Below are 23,704 nucleotides of genomic sequence, written 5' to 3' on the forward strand. Positions count from 1 at the left end.
AAAGTTAGTTTGTCTAGCATCTAAAAATAAAAATTGACGTTTCACGTTGTTTGTTTCGTTCAGTTTTCAAAGAACTACTTGGTCGCTCATTTGCGACTTCCTTATGTTAACATCTTCGTTTTTCGATGTCAACTAAGTTTTTCAATTTCTTTTTTGTCATTTTCTGCGTTTCCGCATCAGCGACGTTTATTAATATATCATGCAGTATATATAGGGTCAATACTTTTTATAAAAAAATTTCACATCCCGTTAAGGAGTTAAAAAACCTTTGATAACCATTATTATTTCCGTTCGTTCTTCATTCCTCCTTATTTCATATCTTATCGCTTTAACATAATCTCCAGTGAATGAAAATTCTAAATTTTATGTTATATTATTATTATAGGAGTGTGGTGAGAATGAGCATTAAATATTCAAACAAAATCAATAAAATTCGGACCTTTGCATTAAGTTTAGTATTTATCGGCCTCTTCATTGCATACTTAGGTGTCTTTTTCCGCGACAACATTATTATTATGACAACATTTATGATGGTTGGTTTTTTAGCTGTTATCGCTAGTACTGTCGTTTACTTTTGGATTGGTATGTTATCTACAAAGACTATACAAATCATTTGTCCAAGCTGCGATAAACCAACAAAAATGCTCGGTCGTGTCGACGCATGTATGCATTGCAATCAACCTTTAACACTTGATCGAAATCTAGAAGGAAAAGAATTTGATGAGAAATATAATAAGAAGAGCTATAAATTATAGGGATATAGGGTACAGTTCTATTTACAAAGCTAAAGAAGTTTCAACTCATTAAAAAGTCGATTTCTTAACCAAGAAATCGACTTTTTAATTTTTCCTTATTAAACTGAAGTTCCCGTTAGTTTAATAAGGAGAAAGGCTATTAGAAAAACGATGCCTTTCATATCGCTTACTGTCTTCTTCTAAAATTTATTATGTCTATTTTTTCGATATTACAGTAAACATCCCCGTCATGTTGGGTGAGTAATCTTTAAAATTATATTTTTCATAGAATGACGTTTTACCTTCTGATGCAAACAAACCAACAAACGCTTTATCCGGTGCAGTCTGATTTAAGTATTCAACTAAAGCACTCATTATTTTCTTTCCAATACCATTCTTTTGATAATCTGGATGAACCACTATATCTTGAATATAGAAATAGATAGCCCCATCACCAACAATTCTCCCCATACCCACAATTCGATTATTATCATTGACTGTTACGCAGTAAATAGAATTTTGAAGTGATGTTTCCACCACTTCAAAATTCATATAATTAGTCCACCCGACAGAGTCACATAAATACTTGTATTCTTCCAATGTTGGAATGTTATTTTTAATCTCATATGTTTTCAAAGCGCATCCCCCAAGATGTTATTTTCACTACATAAAATCTATTCGACGCAGTTTTATCTAACCCTCTTACTAACGTAACTTGCCCCCATGGGCCTTTCCACTTAACGCTGTAATTCCAAATAAACATAAGATACCTTTATATAATAAAAAAAGAGGCTGACGTAACTGTCAGCCTCTTTTTTTATTATATATTACGCCTTATGACACTCTGGACAAACGCCATAAATTTCTAAGCGATGACTATTAATAACGAAGCCTGTCGTTTTCGCAGCTTCCTCTTCAAGCTGTTCCAATCCTCCATAAGGAAAATCAACAATCTTACCACATTTTTCACAAATCACATGATAATGTTGACTTGTAACATAATCAAATCTACTTGAAGCGTCTCCATAAGTTAATTCCTTTACAAGTCCAACTTCTTTAAATACACGTAAGTTATTATAAACAGTTGCAACACTCATATTTGGAAACTTACCTTCTAATGCTTTATAAATGTCATCCGCTGTTGGGTGCGTCATAGATTCCACAAGGTACTCTAAAATAGCATGACGCTGTGGAGTAATGCGTACACCCGTATTTTTCAGCATTTCTAGCGCTTCTTTTAATTCTTCTTTGACCACCGTCATGCACCCCGATTCTATACGGATTATTATTTTATAATTCTTATAAAGAGTGTACTCCTTTTCTTATAAATCGTCAATATTTCTACTATAAGTATGTGGTTTATTTTTGTATATAGCCTTATTCTTATGTATCTTTCCCCAGTTTCTATACATTTACATAGAAAAAAGTGCGACATAATCGCACTTGGAATACTATCATCTGAGGAGGTATGCCCTACACTTCCACTTTATGTAAGACGATAAAATATGTATAGACACTTGCCTTACTTCTATATATTTTATCTCCACTATAGGTTTACTTTATATAAGAAAGAACGTCCTCGGTATGCCCTTTTACTTTTACCTTACGCCACTCTTTTACAAGTTCACCGTCTTTATTAATAAGAAATGTCGAGCGTTCGATTCCCATATACTCTTTCCCGAAGTTCTTTTTCAATTTCCAAACATCGTACAATTCTGCCACTTTATGATCTTCATCTACTAAAAGTGTAAATGGAAGTTCATGCTTCTCAATGAATTTCAAATGTCTATTCGCTGAGTCAGGGCTTACACCAAGGATAACCGTATCCTTCTCTTGAAATAATCCATATGCATCACGAAAATCACATGCTTCTGTTGTACACCCTGGAGTCATATCTTTCGGATAAAAATATAGAACTACATTTTTCCCGCGAAAGTCAGCTAAGCGAACTTGTTCTCCGTTACTTCCTTCTAACGTGAATTCCGGTGCCATTTCTCCTACTGTAATCATTATTATCACTCCTTATTGTTTCTTTTACTATATCAAATGCGATCTTATTTTTCATTGTCTATTACAGACCTCATCACAAAAGCAAACGGTAATGTATATCCAATCAGTGCTTCTCCGATTGCAATCCATCTCCCTATTCCAATCGGAGCTATATCACCATATCCAACGGACAATAAAGTGACTGCACTAAAATATAAACAAATTTCAACAAGCTGAAAAGAATGAGCGGTCAACCTTTCACCATCTTCTTTCAAAACTGTAAAACCCATTTCCTCTAATACAACATAACTTAATCCAAATGCAATCAGTACTGTTGTATAAATTAAAAATAACGAGGCTAAATTATATAACGAAAAGAAACGTTTTGAATCTGAATACGAACTCCATAATAATTGGACACTTCTTAAAATAGCTACTGCTGCAATTAATAGAATAAATCCCCATAACATGTCCTCCACCTCATTTTATATGTATGAGATGGGCGGCTGATTTATCCCTTTGAAACGAACAAGCTTCTATAATTAATTCCCCGCACCACGATATCGTTTTACCCCTTGATTCCAGAGAGTAATTGCAATAGTAAAGCAAATGACACCAACAATTGGCGTTGCAAATGCATAGCTATTCCACTCTGTTTTTCTTAAGAAGTACGCCGCTGGGTATACTCCAACAAATGCAAATGGTAAAACAAACGTTAAAATGAAACGAATTACACGGTTATAAATATTAACAGGATAGCGGCCGTAATTACCTATGTTATACATAAGCGGCATAATGGAACTTTTCGCATCCGACCAAAAACCAAGGCTCGCAAGCGTAACAAATATCCCGCCGTACACAAGCGCTCCTCCTCCTACCATCAGTAAGAATAGGAAGAAATCATACCAGTAAAAGGATAAATTTAGTTCCACTGCTGCGTATCCCATTACAATAATTCCTGTAAACGCTCCAATTAAAGATTCAAGTTCCATTCTTTCTAATATAATTTGAAATAAGCTATGAATTGGTCTCGTCAATACACGATCCATTTCACCTTTAATAATGTAACGATCATTAAAGTCCCATATGTTAAAGAATGCTGAAAAAATGGCAAACGGTACTAAAAAGAAACCATAAATAAAGATGACTTCTTCTCGGCTCCATCCTTTTAATGCTTGTGTATGCCCAAATACTACGAGAATAAAGATTAAATTAACCGCTTGTAGTGATAAATCCGAAAGTAATCCGACGATAAAATCGCCTCGATACTCTAATTTAGTTTTTATATATTGGCTTGCGTATTGCAAAAATAATTTTATATATAGCATCCTATCATCCCCCTTGTACAATTAGACGTTTTCTCGCCGTTTTCCACATGAGTACAATTGGAATAATAAGTATAATTGCCCAAATTACTTGAAATAACAAAGCTTCATATAACTCACTTCCCTGTATACCTTCAGAGAAAATCATACTCGGAATATAACTAATTGCTTGAAACGGTAAAAACACCATTGCTTTTTGGGCCCATAATGGATAAAAACTAATCGGTAATAATAAACCAGAAAATAAATCAATCACGACACGTTTTGCATACATAATTCCACTATTATTAAATAAGAAGAATGTAAGCATTCCCGTCATTAAGTTTATTTGTGTATTAATGATAAAGCTAAATATTAACGATAAGAAGAAATATAACCACGTTTGAAAATTCGTTGTAATTTGTAATGAAAATAACAAAGTAACGATGACCATACCTGGGATTGAAAAGAACGCAAAACGAAATATCCCTTCGCCAAGACCTTGCATAACTTTCATTCCTAAATAGTTATATGGACGAATTAGTTCTACCGCCACACGCCCTTCTTGAATCTCCATCGCAATTTCTCTATCTATATTATTGAAATAAAAAGCACGTGCCATCCATGCGATTGCAATATACGTAGTCATTTGCGAAATAGATAAACTTTCAATAGTCTCTTTCCCGCTATAAATCGCTTGCCATAAAAAATAATACGCACCGATATTAATCGTATAAATTAAAATCCCGCTGTAATAATTTGTACGATAAGCAAGCATCATTAAAAAGCGAATGCGAATCATTTCAATATACTTACCCATGCTTAATACCTTCTTCATAAATGTTACGAATTATTTCCTCTGTAGACACTTCGTTAATTTTTAAATCTTTAATTTGAAAAGCTTGTACTACTTTAGAAATAAGCATTGAAATAATAATTTCTTCATTCGGTATTTTTGCAACCCACGCATTTTCCTCTTTCGCTTTTGACCAAACGACTTGACTATCTGGCATAACCATCGATAACATCTGATAAGAAACTGGAGCGACAAATTGAAAATGGATTTCCTTCTCTGCTCCCCACTGTGTGCGAAGGTTATTTAAAGAACCGTCATACATAATATTTCCTTCATCCAGCATGATAACGCGCTCACATAAAGCTTCAATGTCAGTAATATCATGTGTTGTTAATAAAATTGTTGTTTTATAACGTTCATTCATCTCTTTTAAGAATTCACGTATTTTCAATTTCACAAGAACATCTAGCCCTATTGTTGGCTCATCTAAAAATAGTAACGGTGGATTATGAATTAATGCTGCTGCTAATTCACAGCGCATCCTTTGGCCAAGAGATAACTTTCGGACAGGCTTATCTAATAAAGGACCAATATCTAACGTTTCGATTACGTGCTCCATATGTTCCTTATACTGAGTGTCTGAAACACCGTACACTTTCTTCAATAAACGAAACGATTCTTGTACCGCAATATCCCACCAAAGCTGAGAGCGCTGACCAAAAACAACACCAATTGTTCTCACAAATTCTTCTCTTTGTTTATGCGGATTCATTCCGTTCACCGTGATTTGCCCTGAAGTCGGAGTCAAAATCCCTGTAAGCATTTTAATCGTCGTTGATTTACCAGCACCATTCTCACCAATATAACCAACCATTTCACCTTGCTTCACAGTAAAAGACACATCATTTACTGCTGGTACTATTTTATAATTACGATTTAATAAATCGCGAAATGCACCCTTTAATCCCGGACGACTTGAATAGGCTGTAAACTCTTTACGTAACCCTTGTACCTCAATTACCGATTTCATAATCGGACCCCCTTCCTAAATGTCACAACGAATAGTTTACCCAACTGCTCCTTCTATCACAAACAATACGTCTTTTCTAAAAACATGTTAGAATAATACATAGATTTTTGTAAGGAGATGAATTGTAGTGAATTTCACGAAATCAGAAGCATTACATAAAGAAGCTTTAGAACATATTGTTGGTGGTGTTAATAGTCCTTCTCGTTCTTTCAAAGCAGTTGGAGGCGGTTCTCCCGTTGCAATGGAACGTGGAAAAGGTGCTTATTTCTGGGATGTAGATGGAAATAAATATATCGATTATTTAGCAGCATATGGTCCTATTATTACTGGACATGCTCACCCCCATATAACAAAAGCAATTACAACAGCTGCTGAAAATGGTGTACTATACGGAACGCCAACAGCACTAGAAGTAAAATTTGCAAAAATGTTAAAAGAAGCAATGCCTGCATTAGATAAAGTCCGCTTCGTAAACTCTGGTACAGAATCCGTTATGACAACCATTCGTGTTGCCCGTGCTTACACTGGTCGCACAAAAATCATGAAATTTGCTGGTTGTTACCACGGTCATTCCGATTTAGTACTTGTAGCAGCTGGTTCTGGCCCTTCTACTCTTGGAACTCCTGATTCAGCTGGTGTGCCACAAAGTATTGCACAAGAGGTTATTACCGTTCCCTTTAATAATGTAGAAACTTTAAAAGAAGCGTTAGATAAATGGGGACATGAAGTAGCAGCTATCCTTGTAGAGCCAATCGTTGGAAACTTCGGTATTGTAGAGCCTAAACCTGGATTCCTTGAGAAAGTAAATGAGCTTGTTCATGAAGCTGGCGCATTAGTAATTTATGATGAAGTTATTACTGCTTTCCGCTTTATGTACGGTGGTGCTCAAGACTTACTTGGCGTAACACCAGACTTAACTGCACTTGGTAAAGTTATCGGCGGCGGACTTCCAATTGGCGCTTACGGTGGTAAGAAAGAAATTATGGAACAAGTTGCCCCGCTTGGACCTGCATATCAAGCTGGTACAATGGCAGGAAATCCTGCTTCTATGGCATCTGGTATCGCTTGTCTAGAAGTTCTTCAACAAGAAGGCGTATACGAGAAATTAGATGAACTTGGCGCAATGCTTGAAAAAGGAATTTTAGAGCAAGCTACAAAACATAATATCGATATTACAGTAAACCGCCTAAAGGGTGCATTAACTGTATACTTCACGACAAATACAATTGAAGATTACGATGCAGCCAAAAATACAGATGGTGAAATGTTCGGTAGATTCTTCAAACTTATGCTTCAAGAAGGTATTAATTTAGCACCGTCTAAATATGAAGCATGGTTCTTAACGACAGAACATACACAAGAAGATATCGAATATACAATCGAAGCTGTTGGAAGAGCATTTGCTGCTTTAGCAGACAGTAAATAATACTATCATTACAAGGAAAAAAGAAAGGTTACCTTTCTTTTTTCCTTTTTTCTATTTCATAAATCCCGCATTAATAGTATAATTATTCATAATTATCTGTTTTATATTCTTTTAGATCGTTATTATCTCTGTGTACAAGGTGATTTACACCTTAAATAGTAAGATTATTCAATCTTTTACAAGAGGGGGGATTGACGGATGCTCAATAAAAAAAATACATGGACACCGTCTTTATTTCGAGATTATAAAAATGCAGAACATGATGCGTGTGGAATCGTTTCCGTTATGGAAAAAAGAAAAATTCCTACAAAAGAAAATATCGACCTTTGTATACAATCACTAATCAAAATGAACCATAGAGCTGGTTTCATCAATGGCGAAGGCGATGGTATTGGAATCCATATTGATGTACCAAAAGCACTTTGGAACGAAAAATTGAAAAGTAGCGGATATAATCCAACGATTGTGGATCATCCCCACTTTATCGTTGGACATTTTTTTCTAAACAAAAAAGAAAATATTGTTGACTTAAAAAATTACATTCGTACGCAATTAAACAATGAAAACTTTACTATTATTTTCGAAAGTGATGATGTAATAAATTCCGATGCACTCGGTCCACTTGGTAAACAGGAAGAACCTTTATTTTGGCAAGTTGCCCTTATCGCTGAAAATGAAGTTAAAAGTATTGAGCAAACATTATTTGCTGTAACGATAAAAATAGAGGAAACCGAAGCGATTCACGTTGCTTCATTAAGTCGTGATCATGTTGTATATAAAGTTCTAGGTGCTGGAGATACACTTGTTGCCTATTACAACGATTTACAACACCCACTTATCGCTTCAACTATGACACTAGGACATAATCGCTATTCTACTAATACATTATCTAATTTTTTTCGTGTACAACCATTTAGCATTCTCGGACATAATGGTGAAATTAATACAATTGCCAAATTACGTGATCAAGCCGAAATGATTCATGTACCACTAACTGCAGGGGGAAGTGACTCCCAAGATTTAAACCGCACCTTAGAGACTCTTCTTGTTCAATATAACTACAGCTTATTTGAAGCGATGGATATACTATTCCCACCAATTATTAATGAAATAAAACTATACGAAACAAACTTACAAAACTTATACACTTATATAAGAGAAGCTTGGGGACATTTCGCACAAGGACCAGCTGGCATTATTTCACGCTATAAAGATGAAGCTGTATTCAGCGTCGATTCCCTTGGCCTACGACCAGTATGGAAAGTAGAAACAGAAAGCTCTTATATTTTCTCTTCTGAACCTGGAGTTGTATCACCAACCGAATATGTAGAAGAACCGAAACCACTCGCTCCTGGAGAAAAGGTCGGATTAAAATGGAATGAACAAGATGAACTTGTTCTTTATGAATACGACAAATACCAAATTGAAGTATATAATCGTTTCCAAAAACGAATCGATGTTAACAATTATCATTTAAACTTATCTATCCCTGAAGCGAAAGAAATCCAAGGATTATGTGATTCTGTTCAAGTTGAAACGAAACAGTACGTTTCTTTCGGGTGGGATCGAGAGCATATTCAGCTCCTTGAACAGATGGCAACAAAAGGAGTTGAGCCAATTCGCTCACTTGGTCATGACTCGCCACTTGCTGCACTCGATACGGATAGACGAAATATTGCTGACTTTATTAAAGAAAGTGTAGCTGTTGTTACAAACCCAGCAATTGACCGTGATCGTGAAATTGAACACTTCTCTACACGTACTGTAATTGGAGAGCGTCCAAGTTTATTAAGTAAGATGAAACAGCCATTTGTAGTTGAGATGCTTTCACCAATTATTTTAGAAGGAAGTGTTGCACAATCTATCGCAGCGGAATTGCACACAATTACGTACGAACAACTTATACAATTGTTCGTTACACATAGCTCTATCGCTACAATTTCTGCCACCTTCAGCCCGTTAGAAACTTTACAATGCGCATTAAATCGAATTAGTTCCGAAGCGATAGCTGCCGTTAACAATGGTGCTTCCCTACTATTATTAGATGACGCAAAAGCTCATCAAAATGAACAGTTATGGATGGATCCACATTTAGTTACCGCTAAAGTACATCAAGTATTAAGTGAAAATAAATTACGCCGAAATTGTTCTCTCGTTATACGTTCTGGTGCTCTTCGCTCCTTACACGATATCGTCACACTATATGGATTAGGAGCAGACAGTATTAATCCATATTTATTGTTCGCGACCGTAAATGATGGATCAAAAACACCAATTATGAATCTGTATAATGCACTTAATAAAGGACTAGAGAAAGTCATTTCAACAATTGGAATTCATGAGTTACGTGGTTACGGCCGCCTCTATTCCTCTATCGGATTACATGAGGAAATCGCAAATATATTACAAATTACGAATTTCTTCGGTTCAAATGATTTAGCTTTTTCACTTGAATCGCTTGCTAAAGATGCGAAATCGCGGGCAGATGATTATAACAATCCTAAAATTAGAATGCGAAAATCATTTCATATATTCCCGCGGATTTGGAAAGCAATTGGTGATGTTGCAAAAGGAAATTCTTATGATGATTACCGCGAAAAGTTAAGTGAATTAGAAGACAATAATCCGATTGCAATCAGACACCTTGTTCAAACGAAACAAACAAAGCATGTCGTTCCGGCTGAAGAAGTGTCTATTAGCATTCAAAATCATGATTTACCGTTTATTATTAGTTCCATGTCATTCGGTTCTCAAAATGAAATTGCCTTTCGTGCATATGCAGAAGCTGCCGATCAGCTAAATATGATTAGTTTGAACGGTGAAGGCGGCGAAATTAAAGATATGATTGGCAAATACCCAAATACACGTGGACAACAAGTTGCATCTGGCCGATTTGGAGTAAACGCTGAACTACTAAATTCATCAAATTTAATTGAAATAAAAATCGGTCAAGGCGCAAAACCTGGCGAAGGCGGACATTTACCAGGTTCTAAAGTAACCGCAAAAATTGCTGAGGCACGTAACGCTACAATTGGATCAGATTTAATTTCGCCTTCTAACAACCATGATATTTATTCGATTGAAGATTTAGCTCAAATGATTACAGAAATTAAAACGGCTAATCAACTTGCAAAAGTAGCCGTAAAAGTCCCTGTCGTTCCTAACATTGGAACAATTGCTGTCGGTATCGCTAAAGCTGGCGCTGATTTTATTAACATTAGCGGATTTGACGGCGGAACAGGGGCTGCACGTATTCATGCATTACAACATGTAGGTCTTCCAGTAGAAATCGGTGTTAAAGCTGCTCACAACGCTCTACTAGAAGCAAGTATGAGACATAAAGTAGAAATTTGGGCAGATGGTGGTATTCGAAGTGTAAATGACGCCTTAAAAATCATTCTTCTTGGAGCAAACCGTATTGGGTTTGGTACATTATCAATGATTGCCATCGGCTGTACAACTTGCCGTGGTTGTCATCTAGATACTTGCCACGTTGGAATTGCAACACAAATTGAATCTGAAGCACAAGCGAAAGAACATGGATTACGCCGCTTCGTCCCGCGCGAATTAGAAAGCGCAGTTACTGGCCTATTAAATTTATTCACCACTTTCGGTTTAGAATTAAAACGGTTAACAGGGCAACTCGGTTATGCAAATTTACAAGAAATTGTCGGGCGTTCCGATTTATTAGAACAAGTTCGAGGTCAAGATTTGTTAGAGTTATGTAATTTACTACAAACGATAGAAAATTCAACTGTTACAACAAGAGTATCTGTGGAAGAAAAACAATTTGAAACAGTGCATTCTCCTCACTCAAAAGAATTAGTAGGAGTTGGCGTAGAACAACGAGTTATGGGCGGTTTAGAATCTTGTTATCGCGTTCGTAGTAAATTATATGAAGATACAAAGCTTGAACCACTTACATTAAAGTATACAAATGGCTCTGTTCCTGGAAATGGATTAGGCGCTTACAATAGTGAAAACTTATTTATACACGTAAATGGCGGCGCACAAGATGGCATTGGCAAAACTTCATTTGGCGGTGGCATTTATATAACGAAAGCAAAAGGTAAAAATGGAACATATTATAATGGGTCTGTCGGAAAAGGATTTGGATATGGTGCACAAAAAGGTGCATTATACGTGCAAGGTAACGCCGACGCTCGTGCTGGTATTCGCCTTTCTGGAGCAGACATGATAATTGGAGGGAGAATGACAAAACCACTCCGTGAAAAAGAGCAAGGAAATATAGGATCATACTCGAATATTAAAGGTTTCGCTTTTGAATATATGACAAATGGGCGGGCTCTTGTTTTAGGAGATCCTGGTCCATGGATCTGTGCTGGTATGACTGGTGGTGTTGTTTATTTACGTCATGATTCAAACTTAGGTTTAACAGAAAAAGCCTTAAAAAGAAGAATCGCAAAAGGTGCAAATGTTACATTACAATCAATTAGTAAAAATGGTGTGCAAGATGTAACTGAACTATTGCTAGATTATATTCGTGTATTAAATGAGCATGAGCAATATGAGGAAGTTGCTTTGTTAACCCCGTTACTAGATGATATGCAGCAGCAATTTTTTGAAATTATCCCGAAAAAAGAGCAGGCTGATCCATCTATCTCAACTGAGTGATATATACCCTTTTTATTTTCAATAAAAAATTGACGAAGTATACTTCTCATAGTAATCTATAGTAACAATTTGAAACCTGCTGAAATTCAGCAGGTTTTTTTACTAAAAATTAATGTTTAAAAAGAATTAGGAAAAAATTATAAAGTGAAACTTTAATCAGTGGGGGTTTTGTTCATCCCCCACTGATTATTAGCCCACACCAATCGGGCATTTACGGGCAGCCCGACTCCCACCTAACTCCTTTGCTCTAGCCGAACTTTGAGGTAGGAGTTCTACTGCCCGCAAATAGCGGGATAAATGAATCTTAATTTCTTTTTTTATATCACTAAAATATCACTTGCTAACATATTGTAATGAATGTATAGTATCATGTTGTACATTCATTATGACAAGAGAAAGGATCTTATTAAGGGTATGAAACTTGGTGCTCGCATTTTAAAAACGGGTATTGCCATCACATTAGCTTTATTTGCTTGTATTTTACTTCACTTACCGAGTCCGGTATTTGCGGGAATCTCAGCTATATTCGCTGTTCAACCGTCTGTATATCGTTCGTATTTAACTGCACTTGAACAAATTCAAGCAAACGTAATTGGTGCGGTATTCGCTATCGTATTTGCTACTGCTTTTGGACATAATCCTTTTATTATTGGATTAACATGTATATTAGTAATTGCTCTTACATTACAATTACGATTAGAAAACACAATATCAATTGCTTTAGTAACAGTTATCGCCATTATGGAGTATCAAGGCGAAGATTTCTTTAGTTTTGCCTTACTTCGCTTTGCGACGATTATGATCGGAATTATTGCGGCTTCAGTTGTAAATTTAGTGTTTATGCCGCCAAAATACGAAACAAAGCTTTATCATCGTATCGTTGATAATACAGAGGAAATTGTGAAATGGATTCGAATGAATAGCAGGCAAGCTTCTGACTTTACAACGTTAAAAACTGATATTGATCGTATGAAAGAAAAAATGATCAAACTAAACCATTACTATTTGCTGTATAAAGAAGAAAGAAGCTACACGAAAAAAGTACAGTTCGCAAAAATTCGTAAGCTCGTTTTATTCAGACAAATGTTAGCGACGACAAGCCGTGCTTTAAGTACGTTAAAATCATTACATCGCACTGAAAATGAACTGCGCTATATGCCAGAAGAATTTCAGGAATCTATTCAAAACGAGCTTGACTCATTAACGCATTATCATGAACAAGTTTTATTAAAATTTATTGGTAAAGCAAAGAAACAACAATCCGTTGAGATGCTTGATGAAGTTGAAACAGGTAAACAAGAATTAATTGATATCTTTATGGAGTATCAAAACAAAGATGATGAGGAAGCATATAAAACATGGTTACATCTATTCCCTCTTATTTCTTCAATTATTAATTATAGTGAAGAAGTAGAGCATTTAGATTTACTTGTGGATAGCTTCTACACATACCATAAACCAGAAACAGAACTCCAAATCGACGATAAAAAAGAAGACGAATAAAAAACAGCTCCTTTTACGCTAAAGGAGCTGTTTCTGTTATATTTTGAAGTTGATATAAATTGTAATAGAATCCCCTTTTTTTCATTAACTCTTCATGAGAACCTGTTTCTTTAATTTCACCATCTTCAATGTAAATAATCGTATCAACATGCGTAATCGTTGCTAATCGATGTGCAATTATAATCGTCGTCCGATCAGCAGCTAACGTTTGAAGCGCCTCTTGAATATACCGTTCGTTTTCTAAATCTAAAGCAGAAGTTGCTTCATCTAATATAAGTAACGATGGATTCTTTAGAAATACTCGCGCAATTGCTACACGTTGCCTTTGTCCACCAGATAACTTCACACCACGTTCTCCAACAACAGTATTGTAACCATCTGGTAACTCTATAATAAAATCATGAATTTGCGCGGCTTTGGCTGCTGCAATCACTTCTGTCTCTTTAGCTTTCGGATTTCCATATAAAATATTAGCTCCGATTGTATCGCTAAATAATAAATTATCTTGCAGTACAATCCCAATATGACTACGTAAATTTCTCATATCATACTTTCTTACATCTATCCCATCTACATAAACTGACCCTTCCGAAACATCATAGAAACGCGGAATTAAACTAGCAAGAGATGACTTTCCTCCCCCACTCGCTCCTACAAGTGCTACCTTCTCTCCTGGCCGCATAGTTAATGACAAGTTATGTAATATCTTTTTTTCATCTGCATTATAACGAAAAGACACATTATCAAATACAATTTCTCCATTTAATTTTTTCACTTGTACCGCATTTGGCACATTAACAATATCGTACTTTTCATCTAACAGTTCAAACACTCGATCCATCGAGGCGAAAGATTGCGTTAATGTTGTAGATGAATTAACAAGGCGGCGAAGCGGACTATATAAACTATCCATATAACCAACAAAAGCAACCATAGTCCCTAGCGTCAACTGACCTTGAATTACTTCATATGCTGCAAAACCAATGACAAGTAACGGGCCTAAATCAGTTAAAGTATTTACTGCCGAAAACGTTCTCGCCGTCCAACTTGTATGCGTTAATGCTTTCGTTAAAAATTCATTATTTCTTTTTTCAAACTGCTTACCCTCATACTCTTCTAATGCAAAGCTACGCGTCACTTGCATTCCTTGAATACGTTCATGTAAATAACCTTGCATAGTTGCTAACGCTTGTGAACGTTCTTTCGTCAATTTTCGAAGACGTCCGAAAAAATATTTCACCGCAACAACATAAATAGGTAAAATCAATAAAGCAACAAACGTTAACTTTATGTTCATAGAAAACATAACAATAATAGCAATCGCAATTGTCGCAGTATCTAACCAAACATTCATTAAACCGGTAATTACAAAATCCTTCGTTTGCTCTACATCATGGATTACACGTGAAATAAGCTCTCCTGTTTTTGTATTCGAATAATAACGCAAGCTCAATTTTTGCAAGTGACCAAAAATATGTTTCCGCAAATCATATAGTATTGTATTCGCGATACGTTGCGCGAAATATTGACGATAATATTCAATCGGTGGCCTTAATACTGCAAAAATAAAAAAGGCTATCCCAATCGCCGTTATTAATTGGGACGTTTTATCTTGAAGTGAACCCCCACCTTGGATTACATCGTCGATAATATACTTTAATAACCATGGCATAATAAGCGGGATACCGAACTTAACTAGACCGATAACAATTGTAATAGTAATAAGCCATCTATATGGTTTAACAAATTGTAAATATCTTTTTATACCTTGCACATAATCCCCCCTCTAATAGGACAAACCTGCCGGGAAATCCCCTGCAGGTTTGTTTTAATTTCTGTACATTAAATATCTCTCATACCACATATCTACAAAATCTGGTGCAAATGGACCTTTTCTTTGATGAATCCACTGCGTTAAATGTGCTACATTTCGCTTTAAAATTGTATCAATAACAGGTGGATATTGCATGATTTGACTATGCTTTTCATACTCATCTTCATCTAACAGTGTATATGTCATATCTGGATACACTTTAATATCTAAATCATAATCAATATACTTTAATGCTTCTGAATCATATGCAAAAGGAGAACTTAAATTACAATAATAATATACGCCCTCTTCTCTTAGCATCCCAATCACATTAAACCAATAGTTTGCATGAAAATAACAAATTGCAGGTTCCCGAGTAACCCATGTTCGGCCATCTGATTCTGTAACTATTGTTCGATCATTCGCTCCAATTACAAGACTCTGTGTCCCTTTTAAAATCGTTGTCTCTTCCCACATTCTATGAATGGAGCCATTATGTTTATAACTATGTATTTGTACTTTTTCTCCTTCTTTGGGAAATGCCATATATGCTCCCTTCTTTCAACTGCAAATGCCCTTCTTAAATTAACTCAACTATCCTTTGAACTGCATTCACTTTTTTTCTATTATAACTTTTTTGTCGAAATTTTAAAACTAAAGCGACAAGACTCTATTTTTTACACTGCATGTTTATTGTTGAATACCATATCCCTACTGAGGCTTTTCCTGACTCATTTATAAATAAGGAAATAATAACAGAAAAAGCCCTTCCTTATTTTCATGTTAAGAAGGACTTTTCATCTGAAGGTAAGAACATATCTTATCCTAAATTTGAAATCATTTTTTCAGTTTTAAAAGATTTAATCACACTATTCGTTTGCTTTTCGAATTTTTCATGTAATAGTTTCAATGCTATTTCTGTTCTATATATTTCTTGGCGAATAAAATGTAAGTCTTTTTTATCGCACGTATCCTTTTCACTCACTTCAATTTGCTGATACTTCTCTAAGTGTGATTGCAATTTTAACAGCTCATCCATCGTTTCCAATTGCTCTCCTACCAACTTATCAAAATCCTTCATTACTTACCCCCTTTTAGATTTATTCATTAGTTATTATTCCTAATTACATATTTCTAATCTTTAACTTCCTTCTCCTTTGACTACATTTGTTGACTTATTAGAAGTTATGTCGTTCACTTTCTTTTCATTACAATGACCCGCACACAAAGAAAACACTTCTCTCGAATTGGAGAAGTGTTTTTCTTTCATTACTCGTTTGAACTAGAAGATTGTGATTGTTTTGCAGCTGATTTTGCATTTTGTTTTTTCACAGCATGCACATCTGTTTCAGTTGCAAATTCTGTACCATAACTAGCGTTTGCACTTTGTGCACCAGAAGCTTGTGCTTTCTTTGCTTCTGATTGTGCGTTTGCTTGTTTTACTGCTTGTACATTTGTTTCAGTCGCAAACTCTGTACCATAACTAGCATTTGTACTTTGAATGCTAGCACCAGAAGTTGCCTTGTTATAACCTTGTTGTTTTTTACTCATCTTTCTCACCTCCACAATCAATAATGTAACCAATTCAACCAGAAACTATCCGTAATTTTCTGTTGAAAAATTTCCGCATATATCTCTTAATACTCATTCAAACTATAGGGTACGGAGGTGGAAATATGTATATAGGACGCGATATGACTGAACTAACGATGATTTCAAAAAATGAATGGAAAGAAGATGAATTAGCTTATTTTCATCATTCATTACAACAGATTTTGCCCTATTTAAACGCAGAAGGTCAAAGTATTTATAAAGAAATTGTAATAGAAATTGAATCAAGAGGTGGCTTACAAGAAGGTGATGCCAGTTGGACTCATGGGACAAAAATTTCTTACGATTAAAAAAGTGTTCCCAATCTAGGGAACACTTTTTTTGTTTATTGCATTGTAATTTGCTCAACACAACTCTCATAAATCGTACGATGCGATTTAGAGAAAGGTAACTGCTCAAATGCTTCTTTCGATACAAACTTTAATGTATCTGTTTCAACAATATCACCAGTTACTTTTCCGTAAAATACGAATATATCCCAGGTGCGATGCGTAAACGTATGTTGCACATTCATTGCGTACTCATCAATAGAAATCGAAAGCTCAAACTTTTCCTTCATATAATCTATAAGCTGTTCTTTCTGACTTCGAATCCCTTCACCAAGTTCAATATTCGGAAACTCCCACATATTAGCTAATAATCCGCTACTTGGACGTTTATTAATAACGTAACGACCATCTTCAGTTTGAAGTACTCCTGCAACAAGCGGTACCATTGTAGGAGCTTTCGCTTTACTTTTTACTGGTAGTTCTTTTTGAACACCTTCAGCATATCCCCTACAATGCTCACGTACAGGACAAAGTAAGCATGCTGGATTTTTAGGAATACAAATTAGTGCACCTAATTCCATCAAACCTTGATTAAAATAAGATGGATTTTCAGCTGAAATAATTTCGCGCACAATCTCTTCAAAAACTTTTCGAGTCTTTGGTTTTGCAATATCATCCCATACTGATAAAATACGGGATAACACGCGCATAACATTTCCGTCAACTGCTGGCTCTGGTATACCATATGCGATACTTAAAATTGCACCTTTTGTATATGGTCCCACTCCTTTTAATTTTTCAATTTTCTTTACATCACTCGGTACTATCCCGCCATATACTTCTTTTACCTCTTTTACAGCCGTGTGTAAATTTCGTGCTCTAGAATAATACCCTAAACCTTCCCATGCTTTTAATACTTCTTCATCATCAGCATTTGCTAAAGCTTCCAGCGTAGGGAACTTCCCCATAAAATTTGCGTAATATGGTTTTACAGCTTCTACCCTTGTTTGCTGTAACATAATTTCCGAAACCCAAACACGGTATGGATCTTTATTTTTTCGCCACGGTAAGTCGCGTTGCTCTTTTTCAAACCAACCAATTAAATCATTTTGAAACTGCTTTATGTTAAATTTTTCTAATATTTCAAGTGTCAAACTTGATCCCCCTCATTTTTTTGCATATACGTACTATTATAAAGATTTTTAGGAAAAAATTTAAGTAAGATGACATAGGAAATAGAAGGCAAAGGACTTGAGGTATCGAATAAAAAGAGTTACATTAATAAAAAACGGAGGTGGATTTCTATGGACACAGCCACTCACCTTGTTATGGGTGTCACTTTAGGTAGTTTGGCAACATTAGACCCAGCTATAGCGCAAAGTGATATTGGACCACAAGCAGTTATGCTCGCTACAATTGCTGGTTCCAATATTCCTGACATCGATACAGTTTTAAAATTGCGTAATAACGCTAAATATATAAGAAATCATCGCGGGGTTACTCATTCCATTCCTGCAGTAATTCTTTGGTCATTCCTTATAAGCGGCATCTCTTTCGCCTTCTTTTCAGACGCTCCATATCTTCATCTACTACTTTGGTCATTTATAGCTGTCTTTCTTCACGTCTTTGTAGATATTTTCAATGCCTACGGTACACAAGCGTTACGGCCTTTCACAAAAAAATGGGTCGCACTCGGCATAATTAATACGTTTGATACTGTCATTTTCTTTATCCATATACTTGCGATTGCTTGCATGCTCGTAGGTTCCCATAAAGGATATACAGCCTTAGCTGCATATATATTAATGATTGTTTACTATATCGGACGGATTATGATGCATAGAAATATAAGAAGCGTTGTACACAAACGTTTCAAACATGTTGAGAAGATCATCATTTCTCCTTCTTATCGATTTTATCATTATCATTTAGCAGTCGTTACGACTGATTATTACTACGTTGCGAGATGGCATCGTGGTAACATTATGATATACGATAAGTTCGATCGGGTACCGTTCCCAGATAACGCTATTATGAGAGCTGCTAAACAAGATGAAAACATCTCGGCCTTCTTATCTTTCTCTCCTGTATATCGTTGGGATATTTTTGATTATGATAACTATTACGAAATTCGATTCATTGATTTGCGCTATCGAAGTAAAGATTATTATCCATTCGTTGCAATCGTTCAGCTCGATCAAAATTTAAATATTATTAATTCTTATACCGGATGGATTTTCAGCGAAGAAAAACTTCGAAAGAAACTGGAATTGCTTCCACATTAAAAAAAGCGACTTTAGTCGCTTTTTTAATGTTTTAAATGGTCTTCTTGATTAATTAAATGGCTGTATTTCGGATTATTTGTACGCATTTCATGAAGACGCGCTCCATGATTATTAATCCATGTTCTTACTACTTGCTCAGTCATTTCCTCCCCTTGATAACGACCTGATTTCGCATAAGTTGTTTGAAAATCTTCCCAAAGTAATTCAACCCACGCACGAGCTTGTCCGTAAGAAAGCTTGTCATTCTTGTCTAATAATTCTTTCGTTAATGCTTCATAAATATCATTCATGTTCTAATCTCCTTTTACCTATTTATCCCTTCATTTCTAAAGGATAGTTTCTTCTATTTTGCACATTCTATAAGTGATACTTCTTAAAGAGGTATCAACTGATGATGAGGAGGGCGTTCGCAATGGGTAAACAAGCCGAATTTTGGTCTGAGTCAAAAAACAACAGCAAAATCGACGGTCAGCCGAAAGCGAAATCACGCTTCGCTTCGAAACGACCTAACGGCACAATTAACACGCACCCACAAGAACGTATGCGTGCTGCAAATCAGCAGGAAGAATAGTACAGGTACAGCCTAAAAAATTAACTTCCTACACGAGGTGATAAAGATGAGCTACCGTGATCGTTTAGATAGTCGTTCTGAATTATTTAACCATACGTGGACTCGTCCGAAACATGCGAAAGCGCAAGTTAACGGACAGACGCAACAAACCCAGTCTCTCATTATATTGGCCAACGAATGTAAAAAACGCCAATTTTAGAATCTCCTATCTCCTTTAACGCCTACCAAAGATGAAAACCAGAGAGATATTCGCTCTCTGGTTTTTATTTTTCTTGCAACAAGGAAATTGGTATCCCAATCTCTTCATTATCATTTTGCTTATAACCCCAAGCAAATACCCCATTGAAGTACGTAATTTTAAATAATACACCAGGTTCTTCTACTAATTCATATGTCTCACCAATATGGAATTTGTTTATATCAGTCATGTAAGCACGGGCCATGGCCATCTTTCTCATTAATACATCGAATTCATTTACAATTCCAAGTTGCTCAGCCTTTACTGCTTGCTCCTTCAAAGCGCCAATTTCTTCTCTAAGCTCATGCGGTGTCATTTCACTGTAGCGTTTTGGCATATTCATCTTATTATTCCCCTCATCCCTCTTCACGTTTCATTTGTAAAAATATCTCTATTTCATCAATAGAAAATCCTTTTCGATATAACGCTTGTTTCATCTTATTTTCGAATGTCCATCCATCATACTTCCTATATTTCTCATAATATTTATTCCCATGATAGTGTAAAGCTTCTTGTTGCTTTTCGTCATCTTTTTCGTCTTTCAATTCTTCCAAACAAATTTGAATCACATCTCTAGAATATCCTTTACGAACAAGCATTTCATCTAACTTTAGCTTCATTTGTAAAAATGAATGCTTTTGATAAGATTTTTTCTTTTTTTCTACAAGAATCAAAGCATTTTCAATTTGCTTCTCCTTTGGATACTCTTGTAAACTATGTGTAATGATTAGATCCTGAACGCCTTTATTTAACAGCTCTCTTTTTATAACAGTTGGACCTTTTCGATTCACATTACTTTGCGTTCGCGTATATAAAATGGCATACTCTTTATCATTAATATATCGGTCATGTAATAATTTCGAAACGACTTCAGAGATGATGGCCTGTCCCACTTCTTTTTTTCGTAAAAAATCTTCTATTTCTTGTTTCGTTCTCATTTGATAGGATAAATAGGAGATTGCTTGTAAATATGCTTTTTGTACCTCTTCATTGAACAAAATATTGCCTAACTCTATTTCATCAATTTCTAAACCTTTTTGTAATCCATGTTTCATTAAGATTACTTGATCCACACTAAATCCGTACTCTTCACCTTGACCTTTATCAATATAAATATTAAATCGCTCTTTCGATCGTTTTTGCACTTCTATTTTTGTAATGACAGCCATACTCTCACCTCTCTATTATTTTAACATAGTCAAGGAACATTTTTGCTTTTCAAGAATATATATAATGAGGAGGAAATAATTATGAAAATTGCAATTTCTGGTGGTACTGGCTTTATCGGCAAATATCTATCTACTTTTTTCATTCAAAAAGGATACACAGTCTATATCCTTACCCGAAAAAATAAAATTGAAACTTCAAACCCTAACCTTCAATACGTGCAATGGACACCAGATTTACCTACTTTCCCCCTCTCTTCTATTGATATAGTTATTAATCTAGCTGGAGAGTCAATCAATAGTAGATGGACAAAAAAACAAAAAGAAGCAATTTTAAACAGTAGAATTCAAGCGACAAGAGGACTTATTAAACAACTACAAACACTCAGCACAAAACCACATACATTTATTAACGCAAGTGCTATTGGATACTACGGAACTTCTGAAACAGAGTCTTTTACCGAGCAGCAAGAAACTCCCGGAAATGACTTTTTAGCAGAAACAGTATTTTTATGGGAGCAAGAAGCATGTAAAGCACGTTCTCTTGAAATCAGAACAATATACGCAAGATTCGGAGTCATATTAGGTGCAGACGGAGGTGCTCTTCCAAAGATGCTACTTCCCTATCAATTTTATATCGGAGGCACAATTGGATCTGGAAACCAATGGTTATCATGGATTCATATAGATGATGTCGTTCGCATGATTGATTTCATCATACACAAAGAAGAAATTAATGGTCCTCTTAATATTACAGCCCCGTTACCTATAAGAATGAAGGAATTTGGAGAAACTATGGCAACTATAATGAGAAAACCTCATTGGTTACCTGTCCCTTCATTTATGCTTCACGCTTTATTGGGTGAGATGAGTATACTTGTACTAGAAGGGCAACATGTATTACCTAGTAAAGCAATTGAACATGGGTACCAATACACATTTCCGACAATAGACCATGCATTACAAAATATACTTTCGCATACAATGTAGTACTTCTAAAACACAGTTTTACAAGGGGTTCCCTTTCAAAACTTTCATTTTCTAGGATTCAGAGCATTACTACACAAATAACCTTTCAGTTACTTTTTCTTCAATCACATTAATATTGTAAAGTAACAGAAATGAGGTACCTATGAAAATATTGCTCAAACAAGCCATTGTGTATCCTATTACATCTCCCAAGTTTCAAGGTGATGTACTCGTTATAGGAGAACGAATTGCTGAGGTCAAACCTTCTATTCAGCCTACTCAAGATATGACCGTTATAGATGCGCGAGCTCTTCATCTCTTACCTGGATTTATTGATGTCCATACTCACCTTGGTCTCTATGATGAAGGCACTGGTTGGGCTGGAAATGATGCTAATGAAACCTCTGAAGTTTCAACACCACATATCCGTTCTTTAGACGGAATCCATCCTTTTGATATCGCATTTCAAGACGCTGTACAAAACGGGATCACAACTGTTCACGTTATGCCTGGGAGTCAAAATATTATCGGCGGTACTACTTGTGTAATAAAAACTGCTGGAACTTGTATTGATCACATGATTATTCAAGAACCTGCTGGTTTAAAGATTGCCTTTGGAGAAAACCCTAAAAAGGTTCATAGTAATGGAACGAAAGAGTCCATAACACGCATGGGCATTATGGGGTTACTTCGGGAATCATTCTATGAAGCACAGCACTACGGGCATGAAGCTGATTTTCGAATGCTCCCTATTTTAAAAGCATTACGCCGCGAAATACCGGTACGTATCCACGCTCACCGTGCTGACGATATTAGTTCTGCTTTACGCTTTGCAACAGAATTCAATCTTGATTTACGTATTGAGCATTGTACAGAAGGACACTTTATTGTTGAAGAGCTTTCAAAACACAATTTAAAAGTTTCAGTTGGTCCCACTCTTACACGCCGGTCTAAAATCGAACTAAAAAACAAAACATGGGATACTTACCATATATTATCTAAAAATGGAGTAGAAGTTTCTATAACAACTGATCACCCTTATACACCAATTCAATATTTAAATGTTTGTGCTGCTGTCGCAGTAAGGGAAGGATTAGACGAGAAAACTGCATTGGAAGGAATCACTATATTTCCAGCGAGAAATTTGCGTTTAGAGGATAGAATTGGAAGCATTGAGGTTGGAAAAGACGCTGATCTCGTGTTATGGACACATCATCCTTTCCATTATTTAGCCAAGCCTGTACTAACTATGATTGACGGAAAAATAATTTACAAAAAAAATAAAAAAAACTAGTTTATTTTTTTGACTAGATAAAGTATTATACGATTATAAACTGAATGAAACCATAATCAATTTGTGTCGTG

General features: G+C 35.6%; 25 protein-coding genes. 10 read left to right on the forward strand and 15 right to left on the reverse strand.

All coding sequences use genetic code 11. The features are described from left to right. Nucleotides 1–398: 398 nt before the first annotated feature. Nucleotides 399–755, forward strand: a complete 357-nt coding sequence (locus tag JDS81_RS24335) for a YgzB family protein (RefSeq protein WP_000025051.1) — start codon at nucleotides 399–401, stop codon at nucleotides 753–755. A gap of 195 nt (nucleotides 756–950) precedes the next feature. On the opposite strand, the gene JDS81_RS24340 is transcribed toward JDS81_RS24335, so the two are convergent. From JDS81_RS24340 to JDS81_RS24370, 7 genes are all read right to left on the reverse strand, one after another. Continuing rightward, the gene (locus JDS81_RS24340) at nucleotides 951–1,370 is read right to left on the reverse strand and encodes a GNAT family N-acetyltransferase (protein ID WP_000860626.1); all 420 of its coding nucleotides are present in this window, start codon (nucleotides 1,368–1,370) and stop codon (nucleotides 951–953) included. Nucleotides 1,371–1,561: 191 nt separating this feature from the next. Then, the gene (perR, locus tag JDS81_RS24345; RefSeq protein ID WP_000237831.1) at nucleotides 1,562–1,990 is read right to left on the reverse strand and encodes a peroxide-responsive transcriptional repressor PerR; all 429 of its coding nucleotides are present in this window, start codon (nucleotides 1,988–1,990) and stop codon (nucleotides 1,562–1,564) included. Nucleotides 1,991–2,288: 298 nt separating this feature from the next. Further along, complete coding sequence (gene bcp / locus JDS81_RS24350; protein ID WP_000633719.1) at nucleotides 2,289–2,744, reverse strand: thioredoxin-dependent thiol peroxidase; 456 nt, start codon at nucleotides 2,742–2,744, stop codon at nucleotides 2,289–2,291. Between the two features lie 44 nt (nucleotides 2,745–2,788). Further along, the gene (locus tag JDS81_RS24355) at nucleotides 2,789–3,193 is read right to left on the reverse strand and encodes a potassium channel family protein (RefSeq protein WP_000964354.1); all 405 of its coding nucleotides are present in this window, start codon (nucleotides 3,191–3,193) and stop codon (nucleotides 2,789–2,791) included. Between the two features lie 72 nt (nucleotides 3,194–3,265). Continuing rightward, nucleotides 3,266–4,051 carry an ABC transporter permease gene (locus JDS81_RS24360; RefSeq protein ID WP_097954447.1) on the reverse strand — a complete coding sequence of 262 codons (786 nt, stop codon included), beginning with the start codon at nucleotides 4,049–4,051 and terminating at the stop codon, nucleotides 3,266–3,268. 4 nt (nucleotides 4,052–4,055) lie between these two features. Further along, nucleotides 4,056–4,847: an ABC transporter permease gene (locus JDS81_RS24365; RefSeq protein ID WP_097954446.1), complete on the reverse strand. Its 792-nt coding sequence runs from the start codon at nucleotides 4,845–4,847 to the stop codon at nucleotides 4,056–4,058. Continuing rightward, a complete protein-coding gene (locus tag JDS81_RS24370; protein ID WP_000843664.1) occupies nucleotides 4,840–5,853 on the reverse strand; it encodes an ABC transporter ATP-binding protein in 1,014 nt (337 codons plus the stop codon). The genes JDS81_RS24365 and JDS81_RS24370 overlap by 8 nt, the downstream gene beginning before the upstream one ends. A gap of 127 nt (nucleotides 5,854–5,980) precedes the next feature. Here JDS81_RS24370 and hemL point away from each other — a divergent pair, with 127 nt between their 5' ends. From hemL to JDS81_RS24385, 3 genes are all read left to right on the forward strand, one after another. Next, the gene (gene hemL, locus JDS81_RS24375) at nucleotides 5,981–7,279 is read left to right on the forward strand and encodes a glutamate-1-semialdehyde-2,1-aminomutase (protein WP_142311411.1); all 1,299 of its coding nucleotides are present in this window, start codon (nucleotides 5,981–5,983) and stop codon (nucleotides 7,277–7,279) included. A 198-nt stretch (nucleotides 7,280–7,477) separates the two neighbouring features. Beyond that, on the forward strand, nucleotides 7,478–11,914 hold the full coding sequence (locus JDS81_RS24380) for a glutamate synthase-related protein (protein ID WP_097954444.1): 4,437 nt from the start codon (nucleotides 7,478–7,480) through the stop codon (nucleotides 11,912–11,914). A 414-nt stretch (nucleotides 11,915–12,328) separates the two neighbouring features. Then, entirely contained in the window at nucleotides 12,329–13,417 is a 1,089-nt protein-coding gene (locus JDS81_RS24385; RefSeq protein WP_000765783.1) for an aromatic acid exporter family protein, read from the forward strand. 13 nt (nucleotides 13,418–13,430) lie between these two features. Here JDS81_RS24385 and JDS81_RS24390 read toward each other — a convergent pair whose 3' ends face one another. From JDS81_RS24390 to JDS81_RS24405, 4 genes are all read right to left on the reverse strand, one after another. After that, on the reverse strand, nucleotides 13,431–15,191 hold the full coding sequence (locus tag JDS81_RS24390; RefSeq protein ID WP_097954443.1) for an ABC transporter ATP-binding protein: 1,761 nt from the start codon (nucleotides 15,189–15,191) through the stop codon (nucleotides 13,431–13,433). A 54-nt stretch (nucleotides 15,192–15,245) separates the two neighbouring features. Beyond that, nucleotides 15,246–15,776, reverse strand: a complete 531-nt coding sequence (ntdP, locus tag JDS81_RS24395) for a nucleoside tri-diphosphate phosphatase (RefSeq protein ID WP_000885402.1) — start codon at nucleotides 15,774–15,776, stop codon at nucleotides 15,246–15,248. Between the two features lie 274 nt (nucleotides 15,777–16,050). Further along, nucleotides 16,051–16,311, reverse strand: coding sequence for a YgaB family protein (locus JDS81_RS24400; RefSeq protein WP_000651155.1), 261 nt, complete (start codon nucleotides 16,309–16,311; stop codon nucleotides 16,051–16,053). A gap of 188 nt (nucleotides 16,312–16,499) precedes the next feature. After that, entirely contained in the window at nucleotides 16,500–16,781 is a 282-nt protein-coding gene (locus tag JDS81_RS24405; RefSeq protein ID WP_000039034.1) for a gamma-type small acid-soluble spore protein, read from the reverse strand. Nucleotides 16,782–16,906: 125 nt separating this feature from the next. On the opposite strand from JDS81_RS24405, the gene JDS81_RS24410 reads away from it, so the two are divergent. After that, on the forward strand, nucleotides 16,907–17,131 hold the full coding sequence (locus tag JDS81_RS24410) for a hypothetical protein (protein ID WP_000275431.1): 225 nt from the start codon (nucleotides 16,907–16,909) through the stop codon (nucleotides 17,129–17,131). 35 nt (nucleotides 17,132–17,166) lie between these two features. Here the strand turns inward: JDS81_RS24410 and mutY are convergent, their stop codons facing one another. Beyond that, the gene (gene mutY, locus JDS81_RS24415; RefSeq protein WP_097954442.1) at nucleotides 17,167–18,264 is read right to left on the reverse strand and encodes an A/G-specific adenine glycosylase; all 1,098 of its coding nucleotides are present in this window, start codon (nucleotides 18,262–18,264) and stop codon (nucleotides 17,167–17,169) included. A 150-nt stretch (nucleotides 18,265–18,414) separates the two neighbouring features. Between mutY and JDS81_RS24420 the strand changes: the two genes are divergently transcribed. Beyond that, nucleotides 18,415–19,395 carry a metal-dependent hydrolase gene (locus JDS81_RS24420; RefSeq protein ID WP_000379139.1) on the forward strand — a complete coding sequence of 327 codons (981 nt, stop codon included), beginning with the start codon at nucleotides 18,415–18,417 and terminating at the stop codon, nucleotides 19,393–19,395. A gap of 23 nt (nucleotides 19,396–19,418) precedes the next feature. Here the strand turns inward: JDS81_RS24420 and JDS81_RS24425 are convergent, their stop codons facing one another. Continuing rightward, nucleotides 19,419–19,685, reverse strand: coding sequence for a YfhJ family protein (locus JDS81_RS24425; protein WP_000998161.1), 267 nt, complete (start codon nucleotides 19,683–19,685; stop codon nucleotides 19,419–19,421). Nucleotides 19,686–19,807: 122 nt separating this feature from the next. Between JDS81_RS24425 and JDS81_RS24430 the strand changes: the two genes are divergently transcribed. Further along, entirely contained in the window at nucleotides 19,808–19,966 is a 159-nt protein-coding gene (locus JDS81_RS24430; protein ID WP_000517891.1) for a small, acid-soluble spore protein K, read from the forward strand. Nucleotides 19,967–20,012: 46 nt separating this feature from the next. Then, nucleotides 20,013–20,165: a YpzG family protein gene (locus JDS81_RS24435; RefSeq protein ID WP_000122093.1), complete on the forward strand. Its 153-nt coding sequence runs from the start codon at nucleotides 20,013–20,015 to the stop codon at nucleotides 20,163–20,165. A gap of 64 nt (nucleotides 20,166–20,229) precedes the next feature. On the opposite strand, the gene JDS81_RS24440 is transcribed toward JDS81_RS24435, so the two are convergent. Next, the gene (locus JDS81_RS24440; RefSeq protein ID WP_001057020.1) at nucleotides 20,230–20,547 is read right to left on the reverse strand and encodes a YfhH family protein; all 318 of its coding nucleotides are present in this window, start codon (nucleotides 20,545–20,547) and stop codon (nucleotides 20,230–20,232) included. A 13-nt stretch (nucleotides 20,548–20,560) separates the two neighbouring features. Beyond that, nucleotides 20,561–21,373 carry a recombination regulator RecX gene (gene recX, locus JDS81_RS24445; protein WP_000268510.1) on the reverse strand — a complete coding sequence of 271 codons (813 nt, stop codon included), beginning with the start codon at nucleotides 21,371–21,373 and terminating at the stop codon, nucleotides 20,561–20,563. An 81-nt stretch (nucleotides 21,374–21,454) separates the two neighbouring features. Between recX and JDS81_RS24450 the strand changes: the two genes are divergently transcribed. Further along, a complete protein-coding gene (locus JDS81_RS24450; protein WP_000684404.1) occupies nucleotides 21,455–22,360 on the forward strand; it encodes a TIGR01777 family oxidoreductase in 906 nt (301 codons plus the stop codon). Between the two features lie 142 nt (nucleotides 22,361–22,502). Further along, nucleotides 22,503–23,633, forward strand: a complete 1,131-nt coding sequence (locus JDS81_RS24455) for an amidohydrolase (protein WP_000698290.1) — start codon at nucleotides 22,503–22,505, stop codon at nucleotides 23,631–23,633. Nucleotides 23,634–23,704: the final 71 nt, after the last annotated feature.

Source organism: Bacillus cereus group sp. N31 (assembly GCF_016483245.1).
Taxonomy (GTDB): Bacteria; Bacillota; Bacilli; order Bacillales; family Bacillaceae_G; genus Bacillus_A; species Bacillus_A toyonensis.

Bases quoted from the DNA above. Each gene is read 5' to 3' on its own strand.
- JDS81_RS24335 (WP_000025051.1), top strand. From the start codon at position 399: ATGAGCATTAAATATTCAAACAAAATCAATAAAATTCGGACCTTTGCA.
- bcp (WP_000633719.1), bottom strand. From the start codon at position 2,744: ATGATTACAGTAGGAGAAATGGCACCGGAATTCACGTTAGAAGGAAGT.
- JDS81_RS24355 (WP_000964354.1), bottom strand. From the start codon at position 3,193: ATGTTATGGGGATTTATTCTATTAATTGCAGCAGTAGCTATTTTAAGA.
- JDS81_RS24360 (WP_097954447.1), bottom strand. From the start codon at position 4,051: ATGCTATATATAAAATTATTTTTGCAATACGCAAGCCAATATATAAAA.
- JDS81_RS24365 (WP_097954446.1), bottom strand. From the start codon at position 4,847: ATGGGTAAGTATATTGAAATGATTCGCATTCGCTTTTTAATGATGCTT.
- JDS81_RS24370 (WP_000843664.1), bottom strand. From the start codon at position 5,853: ATGAAATCGGTAATTGAGGTACAAGGGTTACGTAAAGAGTTTACAGCC.
- JDS81_RS24380 (WP_097954444.1), top strand. From the start codon at position 7,478: ATGCTCAATAAAAAAAATACATGGACACCGTCTTTATTTCGAGATTAT.
- JDS81_RS24385 (WP_000765783.1), top strand. From the start codon at position 12,329: ATGAAACTTGGTGCTCGCATTTTAAAAACGGGTATTGCCATCACATTA.
- ntdP (WP_000885402.1), bottom strand. From the start codon at position 15,776: ATGGCATTTCCCAAAGAAGGAGAAAAAGTACAAATACATAGTTATAAA.
- JDS81_RS24400 (WP_000651155.1), bottom strand. From the start codon at position 16,311: ATGAAGGATTTTGATAAGTTGGTAGGAGAGCAATTGGAAACGATGGAT.
- JDS81_RS24405 (WP_000039034.1), bottom strand. From the start codon at position 16,781: ATGAGTAAAAAACAACAAGGTTATAACAAGGCAACTTCTGGTGCTAGC.
- JDS81_RS24410 (WP_000275431.1), top strand. From the start codon at position 16,907: ATGTATATAGGACGCGATATGACTGAACTAACGATGATTTCAAAAAAT.
- JDS81_RS24420 (WP_000379139.1), top strand. From the start codon at position 18,415: ATGGACACAGCCACTCACCTTGTTATGGGTGTCACTTTAGGTAGTTTG.
- JDS81_RS24425 (WP_000998161.1), bottom strand. From the start codon at position 19,685: ATGAATGATATTTATGAAGCATTAACGAAAGAATTATTAGACAAGAAT.
- JDS81_RS24430 (WP_000517891.1), top strand. From the start codon at position 19,808: ATGGGTAAACAAGCCGAATTTTGGTCTGAGTCAAAAAACAACAGCAAA.
- JDS81_RS24435 (WP_000122093.1), top strand. From the start codon at position 20,013: ATGAGCTACCGTGATCGTTTAGATAGTCGTTCTGAATTATTTAACCAT.
- JDS81_RS24440 (WP_001057020.1), bottom strand. From the start codon at position 20,547: ATGAATATGCCAAAACGCTACAGTGAAATGACACCGCATGAGCTTAGA.
- recX (WP_000268510.1), bottom strand. From the start codon at position 21,373: ATGGCTGTCATTACAAAAATAGAAGTGCAAAAACGATCGAAAGAGCGA.
- JDS81_RS24450 (WP_000684404.1), top strand. From the start codon at position 21,455: ATGAAAATTGCAATTTCTGGTGGTACTGGCTTTATCGGCAAATATCTA.
- JDS81_RS24455 (WP_000698290.1), top strand. From the start codon at position 22,503: ATGAAAATATTGCTCAAACAAGCCATTGTGTATCCTATTACATCTCCC.